Origin of the sequence: Pseudomonas brassicacearum (assembly GCF_009601685.2) — a bacterium.
In the GTDB taxonomy this organism is placed as follows: Bacteria; Pseudomonadota; Gammaproteobacteria; order Pseudomonadales; family Pseudomonadaceae; genus Aquipseudomonas; species Aquipseudomonas kilonensis_B.
This window is the reverse complement of record NZ_CP045701.2, coordinates 1,673,817-1,692,056: the sequence shown is the minus strand read 5'-3', so window position 1 is coordinate 1,692,056 and position 18,240 is coordinate 1,673,817. Positions and strand designations below refer to the sequence as shown.

At 59.1% G+C, this 18,240-nt stretch carries 6 protein-coding genes; 1 reads left to right on the top strand and 5 read right to left on the bottom strand.

Annotated features, from left to right (window positions below):
* Positions 1-290: 290 nt before the first annotated feature.
* The 4 genes from GFU70_RS07405 to GFU70_RS07390 form a co-directional block, all read right to left on the bottom strand.
* A complete protein-coding gene (locus GFU70_RS07405) occupies positions 291-563 on the bottom strand; it encodes a colicin immunity domain-containing protein (RefSeq protein ID WP_058544384.1) in 273 nt (90 codons plus the stop codon).
* Positions 560-11,260: a filamentous hemagglutinin N-terminal domain-containing protein gene (locus tag GFU70_RS07400; protein WP_153387800.1), complete on the bottom strand. Its 10,701-nt coding sequence runs from the start codon at positions 11,258-11,260 to the stop codon at positions 560-562. Before GFU70_RS07400 ends, GFU70_RS07405 begins: the two co-directional genes overlap by 4 nt.
* A gap of 24 nt (positions 11,261-11,284) precedes the next feature.
* A complete protein-coding gene (locus tag GFU70_RS07395; protein ID WP_153387799.1) occupies positions 11,285-12,991 on the bottom strand; it encodes a ShlB/FhaC/HecB family hemolysin secretion/activation protein in 1,707 nt (568 codons plus the stop codon).
* Between the two features lie 509 nt (positions 12,992-13,500).
* Positions 13,501-15,990 (bottom strand): glycoside hydrolase, encoded by a 2,490-nt coding sequence (locus GFU70_RS07390; protein ID WP_193034279.1) that lies wholly within the window; start codon positions 15,988-15,990, stop codon positions 13,501-13,503.
* Between the two features lie 269 nt (positions 15,991-16,259).
* Here GFU70_RS07390 and GFU70_RS07385 point away from each other — a divergent pair, with 269 nt between their 5' ends.
* The gene (locus GFU70_RS07385; RefSeq protein ID WP_058546202.1) at positions 16,260-16,535 is read left to right on the top strand and encodes a hypothetical protein; all 276 of its coding nucleotides are present in this window, start codon (positions 16,260-16,262) and stop codon (positions 16,533-16,535) included.
* Positions 16,536-16,849: 314 nt separating this feature from the next.
* Here GFU70_RS07385 and GFU70_RS07380 read toward each other — a convergent pair whose 3' ends face one another.
* Positions 16,850-18,196: a DEAD/DEAH box helicase gene (locus tag GFU70_RS07380; protein ID WP_153387798.1), complete on the bottom strand. Its 1,347-nt coding sequence runs from the start codon at positions 18,194-18,196 to the stop codon at positions 16,850-16,852.
* Positions 18,197-18,240: the final 44 nt, after the last annotated feature.

The following is an 18,240-nucleotide window of genomic DNA, read 5'->3' as shown; positions in this document are numbered from 1 at the left end:
GCTGCTGGGTAACGAAAACGGGCAACCTTTGGGTCGCCCGTTTTTCACATACGCGGAGAGCAAAATGATTGAGACCTTTACAGAATTTGACCCCGCAGAATATCTCAGTACTCCAGAGGCCATTGCGGAGTTCATGAGAGATGCCCGGAGTTGGCTTTTAGCCTTGACTTGAGACCGGCTAATGGGTGTTCCCTTTTTCCATCATGTGTAAAGTCTCCTCAGGGGACAGACCACATTTTCTATCTAAGAAACCGCACAGATAACGTGATCCGTCCCCCCCGTTGAAACAGCTAATCAGGCACTATCTTTTGCACCAAATTCGCAACCTCAGTTCTAAGCATTTCGTCGTCAAGCTCATACTCTTCCCTTGACTCGCTTGGCTCGTACATATCCGCAGCACAAAAAATACTTGATAGACACTCATTTAACGAGGGTTCATCGAGTTGAAGGACGTTCCTATCTCGCTCAATCTTCCAAAGTTCAATATAAGCCTCAGCGAAAATTTCGGCTGTCAGTCTTCCCGCTACAAACGATCGTGCAAATTCTAAAATAGTAAGGCTCATCGCAGCACTCCATTTTTAATGAAATTCTCAAACTGCTGAGTTCCTGGAGAAAGCTTAAATCCCGTCACAAAATTTCCTGTCGCATCAAGCACAACAGCGTTGTTGGTGGCCGAGTTAAAAAACACTTTTGAATCTTTTACAAACCCGTATGTACCTTGCTGAATCGTAGAAGTGGATGCCATATGAGTTTTGATTGCAGATTCATACTGGGCCAGTGTTTCAGAATTCTTCTTTGTTGTCACCACACCAAAATCAGAGGCATGTTTAAATTTCTTATCGAGCTGTTTCTGTGTAACACCAGTTAAGGCCTCAGCAAAACCATTACTTTTTGCACCGGCAATATTTTTCTCTGCATCAACCAACCCCGCAAGATTACCCCCAGCCTTCGGTGTCAGTCCATTACTAGTCTCAAGGTAGAGCTTTCCGTCCGCTGCCAACACCTCCGTGTTACCAGTTTTAGTGTTGATGACCCGACGGTAGCCCTCCGGTAACCCACCCCTCTCGTTGAAAGCCGCACCTACGGAATTACCTTCGCGATAACCTGCCGGCAAAGCAGTTTTCTCCGCCGTTAGGGTCGCGCCCGTACGTATGGCCTTGGCCTCCGTAAACTTATCCAAAGCCGCCTGAACCCTAGGCGAAATCCCTCCTTCGCCAGCGCCAGCACCACGCGCGCCGCCTGAGGTCGGTATGACCAGCGCAGCCACGCTTGTTGCGTTTTCCCACGTGTCAGTAACCTTCGCCAAGTTCGTCAGGTCGTTCAACGCACGCTCAGTCAGAGTGTCCTTGTACTGCGTGCAAGTCGCCGTCGTGCAATTGAGGTCATTCAGAGCGGTCAGCCCGCCCTGGATCGAAGTCAACAAGGATTTGGCAAAAGCTCCACTGACGGCCTTCTCCGACCAATCGGTGATTTCGTTACTGATCTCCTCGTACTTCCCCCCATCCCACGTGTTCTTCTGACAGATCTCGCTGCTACCACAGGCATTCATGTCCCCGACAAAGTCACTCATGTCATGGTGATTGAGGTTGTTGTATTGGGTCGCATTGCCAGCCACATACGAGCCTGTCTGCAGGCTGTTCGCGTCATCACCAGCCACAGCGGCAGCGGCCACTACGCCTAACAGTTGCGAAGACATCAGCATCAGGTGGTCGCGATTTTGCGGGTCCATCTGGGCCGACATACGCCGCAGCTGGTTGGCGAACGCCTCGTTCACACCAGCCGCCATTGCACCGACTGCGAAGTCGCTGCCCGAAGCTTCGGCGATCATGCCGCCTACCAATGCATGGAGGGCAATCTTCTCCGGGCTGCCCGTCTTCAGCTTGAGGTTACCCACCTGGTCAAAGGAGTACGCCGCCAAGGTGCTGTAGATCGTCGACTGGAGGATACCGGCCAACGTAACGTCTCGACCGAAAGCCTTGGCGATCGCGGCAGCGGATGCGTTGTTGATCAACTGCTGACCGGCAAAATGACTGACGGCTTCGATAGAACTTAAGTCAATCACCGTCTTGCCATTGACCTGCTTGGTCATGGTCATATCGCCAAGATAGTTCTCGGCTACACCGGCAGTGATGGCTGCGATCGCGGCGTTGGTAAGGCCATCTTTGCTAAGAACGGCTTTATAACCGGCGCCTATGTCTCCTTTGTTGTTGATGGTCGCAACCGTGCCGGTGGTTGCCAGGCTGGAGGCACCTGCCAGGGCCCAGCCGCCAAGGCCAGCACCCGCAGGGCCGAGCATGACGGTCATGAGAATGGCGATTACCATCTGCGCAGCCGGGCCCAGACCGGAGTTCGCGTACTTGAAGCTGGTGTGGACCTCCTGTACCTGCCGCCAGTCGACCCCGCCCTGCGCATCAAGCTCCTTGAGCCACGCCAGTTTTGGATCGGCCTGGACCATCGCATCGATGGACGCGCTTACCGTCTGCTTGTTCACCTGTCGCACGTCAGCGTGGATCTTGCCCACCGCGTTGATCACCAGGTCGCCCTGAGCAGTCAGTTCGCTCTGGCGAAGGGTCTCGTCAGTGCGACCTTTACCCTTCATGCTGAACCAAGCTGCGCTGGACTTGCTCTTCTCGTGACTCTCCTGATGCAAATCCTTCACGCCTTCAAAAACGATGTCGCCACCGCTGCTGACGGTCAGGTCATTGCCGCTGTCGAGCTTGGCCGCCTGGTATCGCTGATCCCCTCCGCTCTCCAGAATCAGGTCACCGCCCGTGGTAATCGCGCTGCCGACATGACGCACGTCTGTCACTTCGTCACGCTTGGTCTTCTTTTTCCCCCAACTGCCCTTGCTCTTCTTCTCGTAAAGCGAGTAGTCACTGTCGGCCTCAGCCGTTAATTCGAGCTGGTCTGCGGCATAGAGATACGCCTCATCACCCGCACTGACCCGACTGGAGATCAGACGAATATCCTCACCCGCGGTCATGGAAACATCACCGCCGGCCCTCAACTGGGTGCCGACCTGACGGACATGATCCTCCTGGCGGGTCACCTTCTTGCTCTTGGAGTAGGAGTGTTCCTCATCGGCAGCCGAAGCCAGGGTCATGTCGCCGACCGCGTCAATGGCAATGTTACGTTTGGCCTCCAGGTTGCTGCCGATGGCGGCGAAGTCGCGGCCGGCGCCCATGTCCAAGTCACGACCAGCGGTGATCTGCGAGCCGGACTGTTTGATGGACTCGCTGCGGTTGCGCGTCCCGTTTTGATAACTGTAGGTCTGTTCGGCAGAACCTATCAGCAGGTCACGCCCGGTGCGGATCTCCACATCGCGGCCCGCCAGCATCACGCCACCGATGTTGAGCAAGTCGCGCCCGACGCCGGCGATCAGATCGTTGGAGGCTTCGATACGGGCGGCGCTGTCCAGCTTACCTTCAACGACGTAGCCGCCCTTCTGCAGGGTCTGGGTGCGTTCATTTACAACATCCCCCAGCAGACTGTTCAGGCTGACATCACGGCCGTTGATGATGCCTCCCGCACCGTTGGACAAGGTATTGCCTGCCAGCAAATCGACGCGACCGCCGGCTTGGATCAAACCACCGTTGGCCAAGTCCTGGCCGGCACTGGCCGACAGATTGTTCTTGGCACGCAGGGTCCCACTGTTCTCCAGGTTCTGACCGGCGATCAGGTTCACATCCTGGCCTTCGATCAGCGCGCCAGTCGGCGCCAGGCGGTCGTTGGCGTGGGCTAGGTAGAGCACCGGCACCAGCACCTTCTCGCCCATGATTTCGTGCTCTTCAAGCCAGACGATGTCGTGGGTCAAGGCCGCCACCTGAGAGCCGGTCAGGGTAACGCCCACCGAAAGGCCCAGTTGCTGCTTGCTGGCGATGGCGTTGTCCATCAGATACCGGTAAAGCGCATCGTCAGATGTCTGGCCATCGATGAAGCGCTTGCCGGTACGAGCCGTCACCGCCTGCTGGATCATTTGCTGCTCGAAGTATCCGTCGCCCAAGCGTTTCCAGCTGGCGTCCGAGTCATACCCCAACTTGTCCAGAAGATAATCCGAGCTCATGAATTGCTTGAGGTCAGCCAATGCAGGATCGGTCTCGACCAGATATTTATGCGGCTGCGGTCCGCGGCTGTTGAGGGGTAGGCCCTGCACTCGAGCGATGCTTTGCGGATTGACCACGGTAGCGGTGCTGGGGACGCCCTGCGCCGCTGCGGGAAGCACCTGCGGCAGCACCGCTGAAGCGCCAGGCTGGAAGATCGGTCCATTGCCGCCGCTCAGCTGGGTTGGGCCGGTCTGCTCCAAAGGTTGCTGGCGTTGGGTAAGGCCGATGCTGGCACCTCCCAGGGTCCAATTGGCTGGCGACGGTGCGACGCTAGAGGTGTTGGCCTGGCTTGCGGCCAGAGCGCTCAGACGGAACAAACCGCTACCGCCGGTGGGTAGGACGAAGCCTGGCAGGTCCAGCGGGTTGACCTGACGCTGGGCCAGGTCCGGCGGCAATTGTGCATTGATGCGCGCGGTGTTGGGATTGACCACACTGCTGGCCTGAGTGTTTGCCGTGCTCAGGGATTGGCTGGAATAGCCGGTGTTCTGGCGTGTAACGCCGTTGCCCAGCGTCTGGCTGGCGGTGATGTTAACCGCGCCGCCAGCCTGAATGACGGCGTTAGCGGCCACGCCTGTGTTGGTTTGCGTCTCGCGTGTATCGATCAGCGTATAACCCAGGATTTTGCTGGGTACCGCATAGCCCGAGTTGGGCCGGTAGTTCGGGTTGGCTATGCCGGTGTCCTGTTTTGATTGGGCCACTGGTGTGATGTAACTGCCGTCGACGTCATACCATTCTTCCTGGTAGACGAACTGGGTCTTTGAGTTGTATTTGGCGTATTCGGCGATCGCCCCGCCCTCACGCGTCAGGCTGTCCCAGACGGAGCTTCGCTCGCTGTCGTTGGGATTGCGGAACTGCCGGGTGCGCAGCACGCTTTCGGTGGACGCCCCCTCGTTGTTGAAATTATCCGCGCTGATATCGATGGACGACCCGGCGCTGACGGTACTGTGCTTGTTCTCAAAAAGTGATGACTGCACTTTCAGCGCAGCGCCGGCATTGATTGATGCCGCTGCGGAGTCCGCCTGCACTGAACGGACGATCTCTTCGGTCAGGTAATAGAAGAAGTCGTAGTGCCGTCCCTTACAGTTGAGACACTGATAAGTGATGGTGCCGGAAACCAATTGCTCACTGACGGAAAACGCGTCCTTGCGGTTGCTGACCGTACTGGCGTACAGCCCCATCGCCCCACCGCTCTGCAACGTGGCCGATACGTTGTCGATGCGGTTGGCGCGATTGAGCGCTGCATCGCCAGCCACCAGCAGGCCTCCCAGGCTATACACCGTAGCGAAGCGGTTGGTGAAGTCGCCGACCAGCAGGCGCATGTCGCCGCCACTGGAAATTAAACTCTGATTACCTGCGTCCGCGCCTTCGTTGCGCAGCACCTGGCTGACCAGGTCAAGCTTGCCGGCACTGCCGATCGTGCCGCTGTTGCTCAGATTGGCGGCATTGAGGGTCAGGTCCCGGGCGGAGGTGATGCGCCCCTGGTTGACCAACGTACCGCCGGCCCTGACCTGCACATCGCTCGCACCGGCGATCCGTCCAGCGCTTGATACCTGTATGCCTGCGGCGCTCAGGCCGAGATTGCCGACACTAGTGACCTGGCCGCTACCCGCGTATAGCCCGGTCAGGGCCATATCCAGTGTGCCGTTACTGGCGATCAGACCGTTGTTGGTCCAGTTGCCTCCACGCCCCACTAAGCTGTCGGTCGCCAGCAACTGGCCGCTGCCAGTGAGCGTCAGTTGACCGACGTCGATATTCAGCCGCGCAGCCTGGATCACGCTGCTGTTGGTCCAGTTGGCGGCGCTCAGGGTCAGGCCGCCGAGGGTCACAATGTCACCACCGGCACTGCCCAGGTTGGCCAAGTCGATCTGGAACTCTCCCGTACCGCCATGCAGCAAGCGGCCGCCAGTGTTGAGGAAGCTGCCGGCCTGTAAGGTCAAGTCTTGGTTGGCGACTTCCATCACGCCATTGCGGTTGTCCAACACGCCCGTCACTTGCAGGCGAGTACTGCCGCTGCTGGCCAGAGTACGCAATTGGCCGCCCTGGTTGTTTAAGCTGGCAGCGTTCAAGCCGATGCGGCTGTCACTTTCGAGAACGCCGCCGACGTTGCTCAGGGCGCCTCTCAAGGTGAAATCCAAGGTGCCGCCCGCCAATTGGCCACTCGCGCCGTTATCCAGGTCGGCGCCACTGATGCTAACCAGCCCAGTGGCATAGAGCCCACCGCTACGGTTATTCAGATCAGCCGTGTTGATAATGACATCGCCCGCTTGAGCCGCGATCCGCCCGCCGTTGTTGTTCAGCCCAGCCAAGGCGCGGAGATTGAGGCGCTGGGCCTGGATCACGCCGCCCTTGTTGTTCACATCGAAGCCGTTGCGCAATACGCCCACGGTGCGCGCTTCAAGGGCGCCCTTGATTGCGGCGAGGGTGCCGCCGCGGTTGTCGATGTTGGCCGCCGTGACGCTGACATCGCCGGTCTGGGCGATGAGTTTGCCGCCCTGGTTATCGAGATCACCGCTCAGTGCGAAATCCAGGCCGGTCTGACTTTGTATTTCACCCTTGCCATTGGCCAGGCTCGCGGCATCGAGTTCGATATCCGCCGTCTGGCTGTAGATCAGGCCGTTGGTATGGTTCTGCACCGCGCCGGTGGCGGTGATCGCCAGGGCATTTTTTGCCGCGATGGTCCCGGTGTTGCTGTTGTCCAGGGAGCCGGTGAGCAGGGTCATTTGATCCTGGCTGGCAATCTGGCCGCCCTGGTTGTTGATCGCCGTCGCGCCTTTTACGGTCAGCGGGCCGGCGCTGGCGAGCTTGGCGGCGCTGTTGTCGAGTACGCCATTGAGGTTCAGGGTGACTTCGGCGTTACCCACCAGCGTGCCCTGGCGGTTGTTTACATCGTTGGCATCGAGGGTCAGCGTTTGCTGCGCGTTGACCGCGCCACTGACGTTCGCCACGGAGGTGGCCTTGATGGTCAGGCCCGCGCCGCTGTCGATCAGACCGTCCTGGCCGTTATCGAGCGCGCCGCTGAGGTTGAGGTTCTGCGCACCGCCACTGCTGAGAATGCCTTTAGTGTTATCCACCGACACGGCGGTCACACCGAGGCTGCCCTGACTGACCAACGCACCGCCGTTGCCGTTGAGCAGGTTGCCCAGCAGGTTGAGGGTCACGTTGCCGTTGCGGCTGGACAGGGTGCCGTTGTTGCGGTTGTCCAGGCTCGCGCCGTTGACCAGCAGTCCTTGCCAGCCGGAAATCAACCCGTTCTGGTTGACCAGCGCTTGGCCGTCGAGGCCCAGGTTCTGGCTGCTGATCAGCTTGCCGCCGCTGTTGTCGAGCGTGCGGCCTTTGAGGTCGAAACTCTGGCTGCTGGAGATTTCGCCACCCTGGTTGCTCAGGTCGCGCACGGCGTTGAACGTCAGCGGACCTTTGGCGATGATCAAACCGTTGCGATTGTTCAGGTCACCGTTGCCGAGGTTCAGCGTGACGGCTTTTTCGCCGAGCAGGCGGCCGCCGTCTTGCGTCAGCGATGCCAGGGTCAGGTTGATGTCGCCCTTGGCCGAGACTTCGCCGCCATCGCTGGAGTCCAGAAAATCGGCGTCGAGAGTGAGGTCGCCCTGGGCGTTGATCAGGCCGTTGGCGCTGTTGTTCAGGGCCATGGCATTGAGGACCAACGCGCCGCCGGCCAATACGCTGCCGCCCTGGTTGTTCAGGTTGCTGCTCTTGAGGGTGAGCAGTTGCGCGGCGCTGATCAGGCCTTGGGCCTGGTTATCGAGTTGTTGATCGACGGTCAGGACGAGGTTGCCACGGCTGGTGATTGTGCCGCCGTTGTTGTTCAGGCTTTGCGTCTGGGTATCGACGGTGGCCGCGCCGATCATGCCTTCGACGTTGTTCAACGCCTGGGCGATGCGCAGGGTCAGGCCCTGGCTGCTCAGCAGTTTGCCGTTGTCGTTGGTGAGGTTTTGCGCCGCGAGGATGAACGCTTCGGCGCTGGAGATTTCGCCGCCCTGGTTGTTCACGCCGCTGAGGTTTTTCAGCAGCAGCATGCCGGGGGCGTTGATCAAGCCGCTCTGGTTGTTGAGCTGGCCGTTGTTCATGTCCAGGCTCAGCGAGGTGTTGCTGAACAGCTTGCCGCCCTGCTGATCCAGACCTTTTACCGACGCCGTCAGCGCGCCTTGGCTGCCGATGGCCCCGCCATCCTGGTTGGTGACTTGGCCCGCGACAAGGTTCAGCGTGCTGGCACTGTTGAGACGGCCATTCTGGCTGTTATCGTAGGCACCGGTGGTAACGCCTACCGCGCCCTTGGCGCTGATGTGGCCCTGCTGGCGATTGTCCAGCGCGGCGCTGGTGAGCAGCAACCCGCCGTCGGCGACCAGTTCGCCGCCCTGGTTGTCGAGGCGTCCCAGGCTGCGCACGGTCAGGTCCTTGGCGCTGGACAAGCTGCCGCCGGTGTTGGTCAGGTTGGCGGCGGTGACACTCAACGAGCCTTCACTGCTGAGCTGGCCTTGGCTGTTGAGCAGGTCTCGGCTCAGGTTGATGCGCTGATTCTGCTGGCTGATCAGATAGCCGCCGCTATTGTCGAGGGAGCCGCCGTCCAGTTCCAATCCAGCCTTGGCACTGAGCAGGCCCTTGGTGCGGTTGAGCAGTTGATCGACCGTCAGCTTCAGCGCCTGGCCGGCGAACACCTGGCCGCCATCGCTGTTGTCGAGGTTCTGGCTGACCAGCGTGACGTCTGCATTGCTCGACAGCTCGCCGCCACGGTTGTCGAGGTCGTCGACATCGAGATCCAGCCCTTTTGTCGCGCCGATCAAACCGGCCTGGCGGTTGTCGAGGCTGGCCGCCGTGAGCTTCAGGGCATCGGTGCTGATCAGCGTGCCTTGACGGTTATCCACCGTGTTGACGGTGGCGTTGAGCCCGGTCTTGCCGACGATCTCCCCGACTCGGTTGTCCAGGCGGTCGGCAACCAATAGCAGCGCGCCGTCTGCGATCAGTGAGCCGCGCTGGTTGTCGAGCAAGGCGTCGACAGTCAGATCGAGTCGGTCGCGACTGCTGATCAGGCCCTCGCTGTTGTCCAGGCTGTTGCTGCGGCTATCCACCGAGGCCGCCGAGATCGCGCCGCGGGCGTTGTCCAGCACTTGGGCAATTCTGAGCATCAGGCCCTGGTTGCTCAGCAATTTGCCGCCGCTGTTATCCAGGTTCTGCGCCGCCAGGATGAACGCTTGCTTGCTGGAAATTTCCCCGTTCTGGTTGTTCACGTCCTTGAGGTTGTTCAACAGCAACGCACCCGAGGCGTTGATCAGCCCGCCCTGGTTGTTCAACTGGCCCTGATTCATGTCCAGGCTGAGGCTCGTGTTGCTGAACAGTTCGCCGTTCTGCTGATCCAGGCCAGTAACGCTGGCATCCAGCTCCTTCGCACTGGCGATGCGGCCAGCGGTGTTATCCACCTGGCCGGCCTTTAACTGCAGCGTGTCGCTGCTGGTCACGCTGCCTTGAGCGTTGAGCAGTTGCCCAGTCAGATTCAGATTCAGCCCTTGTTGGGCAGAAAGCGATCCCTGGCGGTTGTCCAGCGAACCGGCGCTCAACTCAGCGCTTTTGCTCGCAGTGAGACGCCCACCCCGGTTGTTCACCTGTCCGCTGGCGTTGATGTCGAGCATCTGCCCCGCCGCCACCAGACCTGCCACGTTATCCAGCGAGGCGACGCGCAACGTGACGTTACTCAAGCTGTTGAATTCACCGCTGCCATTGTTCAACTGCCCGACATTGGCCGTCAGGTTGCCATTGCTGCTGACGACGCCCTGGGTGTTGAGCAGCTTGTCGGCGGTGACGTTCAGCACACCGTTGCTCAGGACGCGGCCTTTGTTCTGGTTGTCCAGGGTCCCAGCTTTCACCGTCGTGGTTTGCCCGGCGCTCAGGGTCCCGCCCTGGTTGTTCAACGTTTGCGCAACGTCGGCGGTGAGGTTACGACTGGCGACGATGCTCTTGCCGCTGTTGTTCAGGCTCTGCGCCGTAACGCTCACATCACCCATGGCATTGCGCGTGTTATCGGCATTGACCCCGGCTTCAATGATGCCGTTGTTGCTCAACTGCCCACCCGCGTTCAGGACGATGCCGTCCCGCGCCGCCAGGGTTTGTTGGTTAGTCAGGTTGCCTTGGGTCTGGGCGTTCAGGGTCGTGCCGGCATAGACCGGTCCTTGGGCATCGAGGCTCGCAGCCTTGACGTTGACCGCCCCGCTGGCCGAGGTATCGACCATGCTCAAATGCCCATTGGCATCGAGCTGAATATCACCTCCACTGGCGATCAGTTTGCCGTCCAGCTTCACGCCGACGCCGGCTTCGGTGCCCACCAGTTTGATGGTGCCTGCGTACATACCGCCCAAGGCCGAGGAATCGATGGCCAGTTCCGGCTTGGCGCTGCCGTCGTCCGCGCGGGCGGTGGCGTTGAGGGTGTCGGCGTTGACGTCGTTGCGCCCGGCGACGATGGTCAGGTTCTTGGCCTGGATCTCGGCGTTGATCTTGGCGCTGCGGGTGATGATTTCGAAGTGATCGACGTTATTGGCGTTCAGGCCCGCGCCTTCAATCGTGACGCTGCCCTGGTCCACCTGGTAACGACTCAACTGGCCGTTTTCCACCACCGGTTTGCCGGTGCTCAAGGTCACTTTCGGGCTGTTGATAAAACCGCAGCCATTACAGGTAATACCGTACGGGTTGGCGACGATGACGTGGCCCGATTGCCCCGCCACTTCGGTGTAGCCACGTAACTGGCTGGGGTTGCCGCCGTTGACTTCGTTGAGAATGACTTTGGCGGCCGTACCGTTGAGGTTCGGGTTGCCGAGGATGATCCCGCCCAACTGCGTGGACTGCGTGCGGGCGGTGGCGTTGTTGAGGATGACGCCGTTGCTGCCGACGTTGTAATCCTTGAACTGGTTGTGGGACAGGCCACTGCCGTTGGGCTTGGCGATATTGACGATGGGCACGCCGTTGCCCGCCCGGTCCAGGCCGGTGCCCGGCGCGCTGACCACAATGCCGTCGGCCTGGGCCCACAGCGGTTGCCAGAACATGACGTTGGCCAGCAGGAACGCCAGGCCGCGCTTGGGCATGCCCCAGAACTGCTCGCGGGGTTGCAGGGCAGAGGAAGGCTGGCGGGCCAGGAAGGCGTATTGGCGGTCGTCCATGATCAGGTCTCGTTGCAGCAAAATTTAGAGGAGTACATCCACGCGGAAGTAGATCGGCGCTTCGCGCTCGGTCAGGGCATCCGGACGTTCCAGGGAATGGGCGAAGGTGACGCTGGCGTTCAGGTGCTCACCGCGGGCAAACAGCTCCAGCGAGTTGCTCGACATGCGCCCGTGCTGGTCGCCGTTGTAGCGATCCCCACGAATCACGCCTTGGTCATAACCGAGGCTGGTGCCGTATTCGGCGAACACCGGACGCAGCCACTCCAACGTCACCGGGCGACTCCAGCGCAGGTCGTTGCGCCAATAGCCGCCGCTGTCGCCGGACAGCGACTGATCCTTGTAGCCACGAATCGACGATTGGCCGCCCAGGCTCATACGCTGCGGGCTGAACAGCACGTCTTCGCTACGCTGGCCGGTCATCAGGCTGCTGAAGCTGAAGGACTCGCCCCACACCTGGAACGGTTGCAGGTAGCTAGCGGTGGCGGTGTATTTGCGGTAGCGGGCATCGGCTTGGCCGGGCCCTGGATCGTTGTCGCCCTGGGCATCGAAGGCGCCGATACCCTCTTGCAGGCCCAGGTCGAGGTTGACGAAAGCATTGCCAACCCGCCGGCCATGGTTGATGCCGAACTGGGCTTCGCTGAGGCGATTGCTGCTCACCGCCAGCTTGCTGTCTTCGATGAAGTTGTTGGTGCGCAGATACGCCAGGCCCGTGTTGAGGGAGGTCTTGCTCAGGGCATCACGGTGGATCACCCGCTCGACCCGCAACTGATGGTTCTGGCTGTCGCCGGTCTGCTTGAAGTTGAAACCGTTGGCTGGGATCTGCGAGCGGTATTCGCTCTGGCTGTAGGTATAACTGACGTTCCACCAGCCAAATGGCAGGTTGTAATAGAGCATGGCGTTGCGGGAGGTGTGCTGGTGGTCGGTCATCGCGTCGTGACCACCGCGCAACATCAACTGGTCGGCCAGGCCCAGCGGGCTGTCCCACTCGAAACTGCTGCCCCACTGCTGCTCGCCGGTGCTGCGCTGGCCGTCGTTGCTACGCGACAGTCCGGCGCGCCAAGGCTTTTTCGGTTCATTGGTAACCCGCACGTCACTGCCACCGACGTTCTGGCCGGGGGTCAGCTCCATTTTTGCCTGGTTCGACGGCAGGCGATTGAGCTGATCGACCATCTGCTCGATCTCCCGCAGGTTGACCAGCTCGCCGACTGCACCGGGAAAAGCCATCGCCAACTCGCGGTCCGACAGCTTGCTGTTCTCGGCGCCCTTGAGGCCTTCCAACCGCCCCTCGACCACCAGCACTTGCAGGTGACCGCTGGAAAGATCCTGCTGCGGCAGGTAGGCGCGGCTAGTGACCAGGCCCTTTTCGATGTAGTGGTCGGTGATGACTTTGAGCAGCTCGTTAAGCTGCGGCACACCCAGACATTGGCCGATGTAGGGCGCAAGCAACTGCTCGCGTTCGCCAGCGGAAAGACTGTCGGCGCCCTTGAGTTCGATGGTCTTGATGGGGAAGCAACGGGTATCGGCAGGTGCGGTCGGCTGGGTCGGCTTCGCCTCCTGGCCGGGCAGGTCCTTGAGCTCCTCCAGGCGCCGACGCTGCTCTTCGAGCAAACGGTTCTGACGCTCGCGGATCAGGTCCGTGTCGCCCGGCGTGGGGGCGGCGTGAGCCAGGGTCAGTGGAGAAAGGCACAGCAAAGCCAGGCACAACCTCGCCCAAAAGGCGGGTGAGGACATGTTCGATCCCTCGAAAAAAGTGACATCAAAATAGTGGCGCGATATTAATGAGCCATCATTTTGACGTCAACTAATTGGGTCTAGCTTCGAGGCTATTACTGGAACCGTTCATCTGAAATCAGACCGCTGCGAAATTGCCGTGTGGCGCCGGAACCTGCTCACGCAGCTGCGTAGGAGCTGTGTAGGAGCTGTGTAGGAGCTGCGTAGGAGCTGCGTAGGAGCTGCGTAGGAGCTGCGTAGGAGCTGTGTAGGAGCTGTCGAGTGCAACGAGGCTGCGATCTTTCCCCAAACACTTGAATCTAAAGCGAAAGATCAAGATCAAGATCAAGATCAAAAGATCGCAGGCTTCGCCAGCTCCTACGGAGCCCAGCACGAGCTTGCTTTCTCGCAGCGGCGTGAAATTCAGGTTTGGCTTCATGAAAAACCGGACTCAAGGTCCGGTTTTTATCGAAAGGGCTTGGCCCCGTCTCAGAAAGCAGGGCTATTTTTGCTTCGCAGGTGCATGGCGACTACTTGCCCGCCTCCTCAACGGCTTGCGTATTGCGCGGGCCGAGAGAATATTTCAAGGCCCGTGCCTTCATGGTCCGCGGATCAGGTAAACCTACGGTCTCTGGGCCCGAAAAGCCGGTAACACCTTTGCTGAACGTGGGGTTGATCGCATCGAACAGGAAACTGAAACCTTGTTTGAGCGAGCTCTGGGCGATGCCGTGACACCCCATGCAACCGCCCATGGTCAGGCTTTGGGTGCTGTGCTCGTAATCCGGCACCTTGATGTTCGTTAGGTTGCGCGCATTGGTCAGGGTGTTGTTACCCTGAATCGGAAATACGTTGCTGCCGCGAAACAGCTGAATCCCCGGCTGACTGCTTTCGACCATGATATTGGCCAGGTAGTAATCCGGGTCGGTTTGAGTGCTCGACGGGATGGCCTGCACCCCTTTGAGCCGATAATGCTTCCAGACCGAATTATTGAATTCGCTGCTGCCGTCCATGAGCCGCTTGACCTGGTTGTTCACCGCTACGACTTCCGAATGCATGGTTAATGGTTGCACTACCGAGATCGGCCCAGCCTGTCCCTCGGGGATCCCGTGATTGCCTGAGTAGACGGGCAAATTGGGGTTAGCGCTTACGACTTTGCCCGCCTGCGGCAGGGCAACCGTATAGGTTTTGTTGCCGTCGGAGAAGGTGGCGGTCGGGGGGCTGCTGCTATCGAGACCGGGGTAGGCAATCTGGTTGTAGTTGGCGATGTAATAGAGTCCGGTCGGCGACTTGCCATCGGGCAACGTCAGCGCATCCTCGTGCTCGAACGTGGCGAAGATAAAAGTCGGGTAGTTGGGCGTCTTATGGATGATATGCAAGGCGACCAGTGCGTAGTCTTCGTTCTGCGCCTGCGGGTCACTGTCGGTGCCCTTATAAGTCACCACTGTCGCCGTATGGTAGCGCGCGCGATCCGGTACCGGAATGTCGGCCAGCTTGCGCCATGCTGCCTTGACCTCCACCGCACCGTCGGGCAGCACAATATGATCCGGATAACTGGTCAGGCCTTTCGCATACTCGTAAACGACGGGGTTGGCCTTGGCCTCGAACAGGATCTGGCTGTCGTTTGAAGGGGCGTAATTTCCCCCTGCCTTCGCCACATTCGGCGGATTGACCGGAAAAAAAATAGCGTTTTGTCCTATTTGGGTCGCCTCATCCAGATTGTTGTAAAGGGTGAAGTCAGCGCCTGGCGCCACACGTATCCCGTTCTTGAGAAATTGGGTATAGGTGTATTGCGGGCCTGACCCAAACGCAAGCGTAGGGCCGCCAACGTGATTGAACCCTACCGCCGGAAACAGCTCGCTACGGTGGGCAAAGGTTTGCCACAACAAGGGGTTGGGAGATTGTGAGACCTTGCCCGAATCGGCAAAGCTGCTGCCGGGGTTACCGACGCCCCGGTTAGCCGGTAATGGCGTCTTGGCCATATTGTTCAGTGCAAAAAAACTGCGCCAGGCGAAGGTTGCATAGTCGGTATGGCTAAGACCGGTCGCCAGGTCCGAAGGCAATTGCGGGTTATCCCCAGTGAGATCGCTTGTGGTAATGGCATAGGAAACGCCCAAGCCCGGTGCAGAAGTAAAATATCCTGGGAAGCTCTTGGAAAAATAAGGAGTCCAATTGACCCCATCGGTTGAAGCAAAAGTATTAGGGCCGCTGCTGATAAAAATGCGGTTACCGATCATTGCTGCACGACTCAGGAGAAGCTCTGTTGTGATGCCAGACAGTTTTTGCTCATCGCCCCAGTGACCGCTCCGGTCATAAGTGCGAACGGCCAAATTATTAAGATCATAAGAGTAATAGACCGACAGCTCACCGTTATAAACCACGGGCACAATACTCAGAACTCTATAAGCGTTTGCCTTGAACCCCAGGCTTTCCTTGCTCCACTGTAGGCCATCATCCGACGTTACATAGTAAACAGTGTCATCATCCTCCGCACTGTAGAAGACAAACAGTTGCCCGTTATACACCACAGGACTGTTATTGTCGGCATCGCTGGAGGTCGTCACAGGATTGACCTTGGACCAGTTCACTCCATCTTCGGAGCTGACGCTGTTTATATTGTTCTCGTCGGTAAAGATCAGTACCAGTTTTTGCTTGAACACGGTGACTGAAACATTACCCAAGATGTTAGCTACGGGGATAGGCTGTGGAGAGGACCAATTTTTTCCCTGCGCTGAAGTGGAAAAATAAATATGAGTGGAATCGCTATCAGTGGCCCAGAACATATACAGCTTGCCCTTGAACGATTGCACCGCTGGGGTAAACAACCCCGCCGAGGTGAAGGGCACCATGCTCGTCGAAGAAGGTTGGCCATTAGCGGCATCAGGACGGTCAAACACATCGACTTCGATCCCCACACCTTGTTGCGGCGTGGCGATGACCACGCTTTGCGCGTAAGCCGATGAGATCGTGAGTAAACCGCACAAACACAACATCAGCCGACAGAAAATCGTTCCAAAGCTCATAGGTTTCATTCCTTTGAATTTCACTGCTACGACAGGCCGCCGGGACGTCCTGACTGGCTAGTTGTTCCACCACTCAAATTCCGTGTCGAGAAGCGTCCCGGCGTTGCAGGCACAGGGCTACTAGTCGCATCCTCCATGGTAGCCGACTGTTTAATATCGGCTAGGAAAACTTCGAAAAAGACCTCAAGCGATGAGCGCTCAAGGTGAACTTTCGATCCAGCTCGGGCCTCAACCCATTACCTGCCCAACAAGGAATATGAGGCCCTGCCATGAAAACCCTCTTGAAACTCACCCTCGCCGCCACCCTCACCTGCGCCCTGCCCGCCTGGGCCACTTGTACGCCAGAGGAAGCGACCGCCAAGCGCGAACAGTTGGCAAAAGAAGTGACCAAGCTCACCGAGCAGAACCCGGCCAAGGCCAAGGAAATGAACGACGAGTTAAAGGCCATGGACCTGGAGACTGCCAGCAAGGATGTGCCGGATAAGTGCCAGTTGATTGATAAGCGTCTGGAAGAATTGAAGAACGCTGAGAAGAAGGCTGGATGATTAGCCACAGCCGAGCACAACCCGCTTTTGTGGCGAGGGAGCTTGCTCTCGCTGGATCGCAGGAGCTATGTAGGCGCGTAGGAGCGTAGGAGCTGTCGAGTGCAACGAGGCTGCGATCTTGTCTCCTACAATTGAGTCGCAAGCGAAAGATCAAGATCAAGATCAAGATCAAGATCAAGATCAAGATCAAGATCAAAAGATCGCAGGCTTCGCCAGCTCCTACAGGTCCCTCGCCACAGGGTTTTGTCAGTTTCAGTCACCCATAAAAAACCGGACTCAAGGTCCGGTTCTTTTTATAAAACGCTAACGCTGACTCACTCAGCCGCCGGCGCCTCTGGCTTACGGCGCTTGAGCGGGGCCATGCCGTCCTTGCTGACCAGCGACGGGGTGTCGCTCTTCGGGCGGTTGGCGGTCTTGCGCTTGGTCGGGGCCTTGGCGCCGGTTTTCTTCTTGTCGCCCTTGGCGTCGACCTTTTTCTTCTTCACGCCTACGGCCTTGCCCGAGGCCTTGACCTTCTTCGGTCCGCCGTAGGTGCCTTTGACTTCCTTGATGGTGCGGCGCTCGAAGCTCTGCTTGAGGTAGCGCTCGACGCTCGACATCAGGTTCCAGTCGCCGTGGCAGATCAGCGAGATCGCCAGGCCATCGTTGCCAGCGCGTCCGGTACGACCGATGCGGTGCACGTATTCGTCGCCGCTGCGGGGCATGTCGAAGTTGATGACCATGTCCAGGCCTTCCACGTCCAGGCCGCGGGCGGCGACGTCGGTGGCGACGAGGATTTTCACGCCGCCCTGCTTGAGGCGGTCGATGGCCAGCTTGCGGTCCTTCTGGTCCTTCTCGCCGTGCAGCACGAACGCCTTGTATTCCTGAGCCACCAGGCGACCGTAGATGCGATCGGCCATGGCCCGGGTGTTGGTGAATACGATGGCTTTTTCGTAGGTCTCGTTGGCCAGCAACCAGTTGACGATCTGTTCTTTGTGCTGGTTGTGGTCAGCGGTGATGATCTGCTGGCGGGTGGTGGAGTTCAGTTGGCTGACCGCGTTGAGCTGCAGGTGCTCGGGGTTGTTCAGCACCTTGGCGATCATCTCCCGCAGGCCCGAGCCGCCAGTGGTGGCGGAGAACAGCATGGTCTGCTGGCGGTTGGTGCACTCGTCCACCAGGCGCTGCACGTCTTCGGCAAAGCCCATGTCCAGCATGCGGTCGGCTTCGTCCAGCACCAGCACTTCGACTTCCTTGAGGTCGAGGTTGCCGGCGTTCAACTGCTCGATCATCCGCCCGGGGGTGCCGATCAGGATGTCCGGCACCTTGCGCAGCATCGCGGCCTGGACCTTGAAGTCTTCGCCGCCAGTGATCAGGCCGGACTTGATGAAGGTGAACTGCGAGAAGCGTTCCACTTCCTTCAAGGTCTGCTGGGCCAGTTCACGGGTTGGCAGCAGGATCAGCGTCTTGATGCTGACGCGGACCTTGGCCGGGCCGATCAGGCGGTTGAGGATCGGCAGCACGAACGCGGCGGTCTTGCCGCTGCCGGTTTGCGCCGTCACCCGCAGGTCACGCCCCTGGAGCGCGAGCGGAATAGCCGCTGCCTGCACCGGCGTTGGCTCGACAAATTTAAGCTCGGCCACGGCTTTGAGCAGGCGTTCGTGCAGGGCGAATTGGGAAAACACGGGTGCTACCTCGAAGAAATGCAAAAAAACAGCTGCATAGGGTA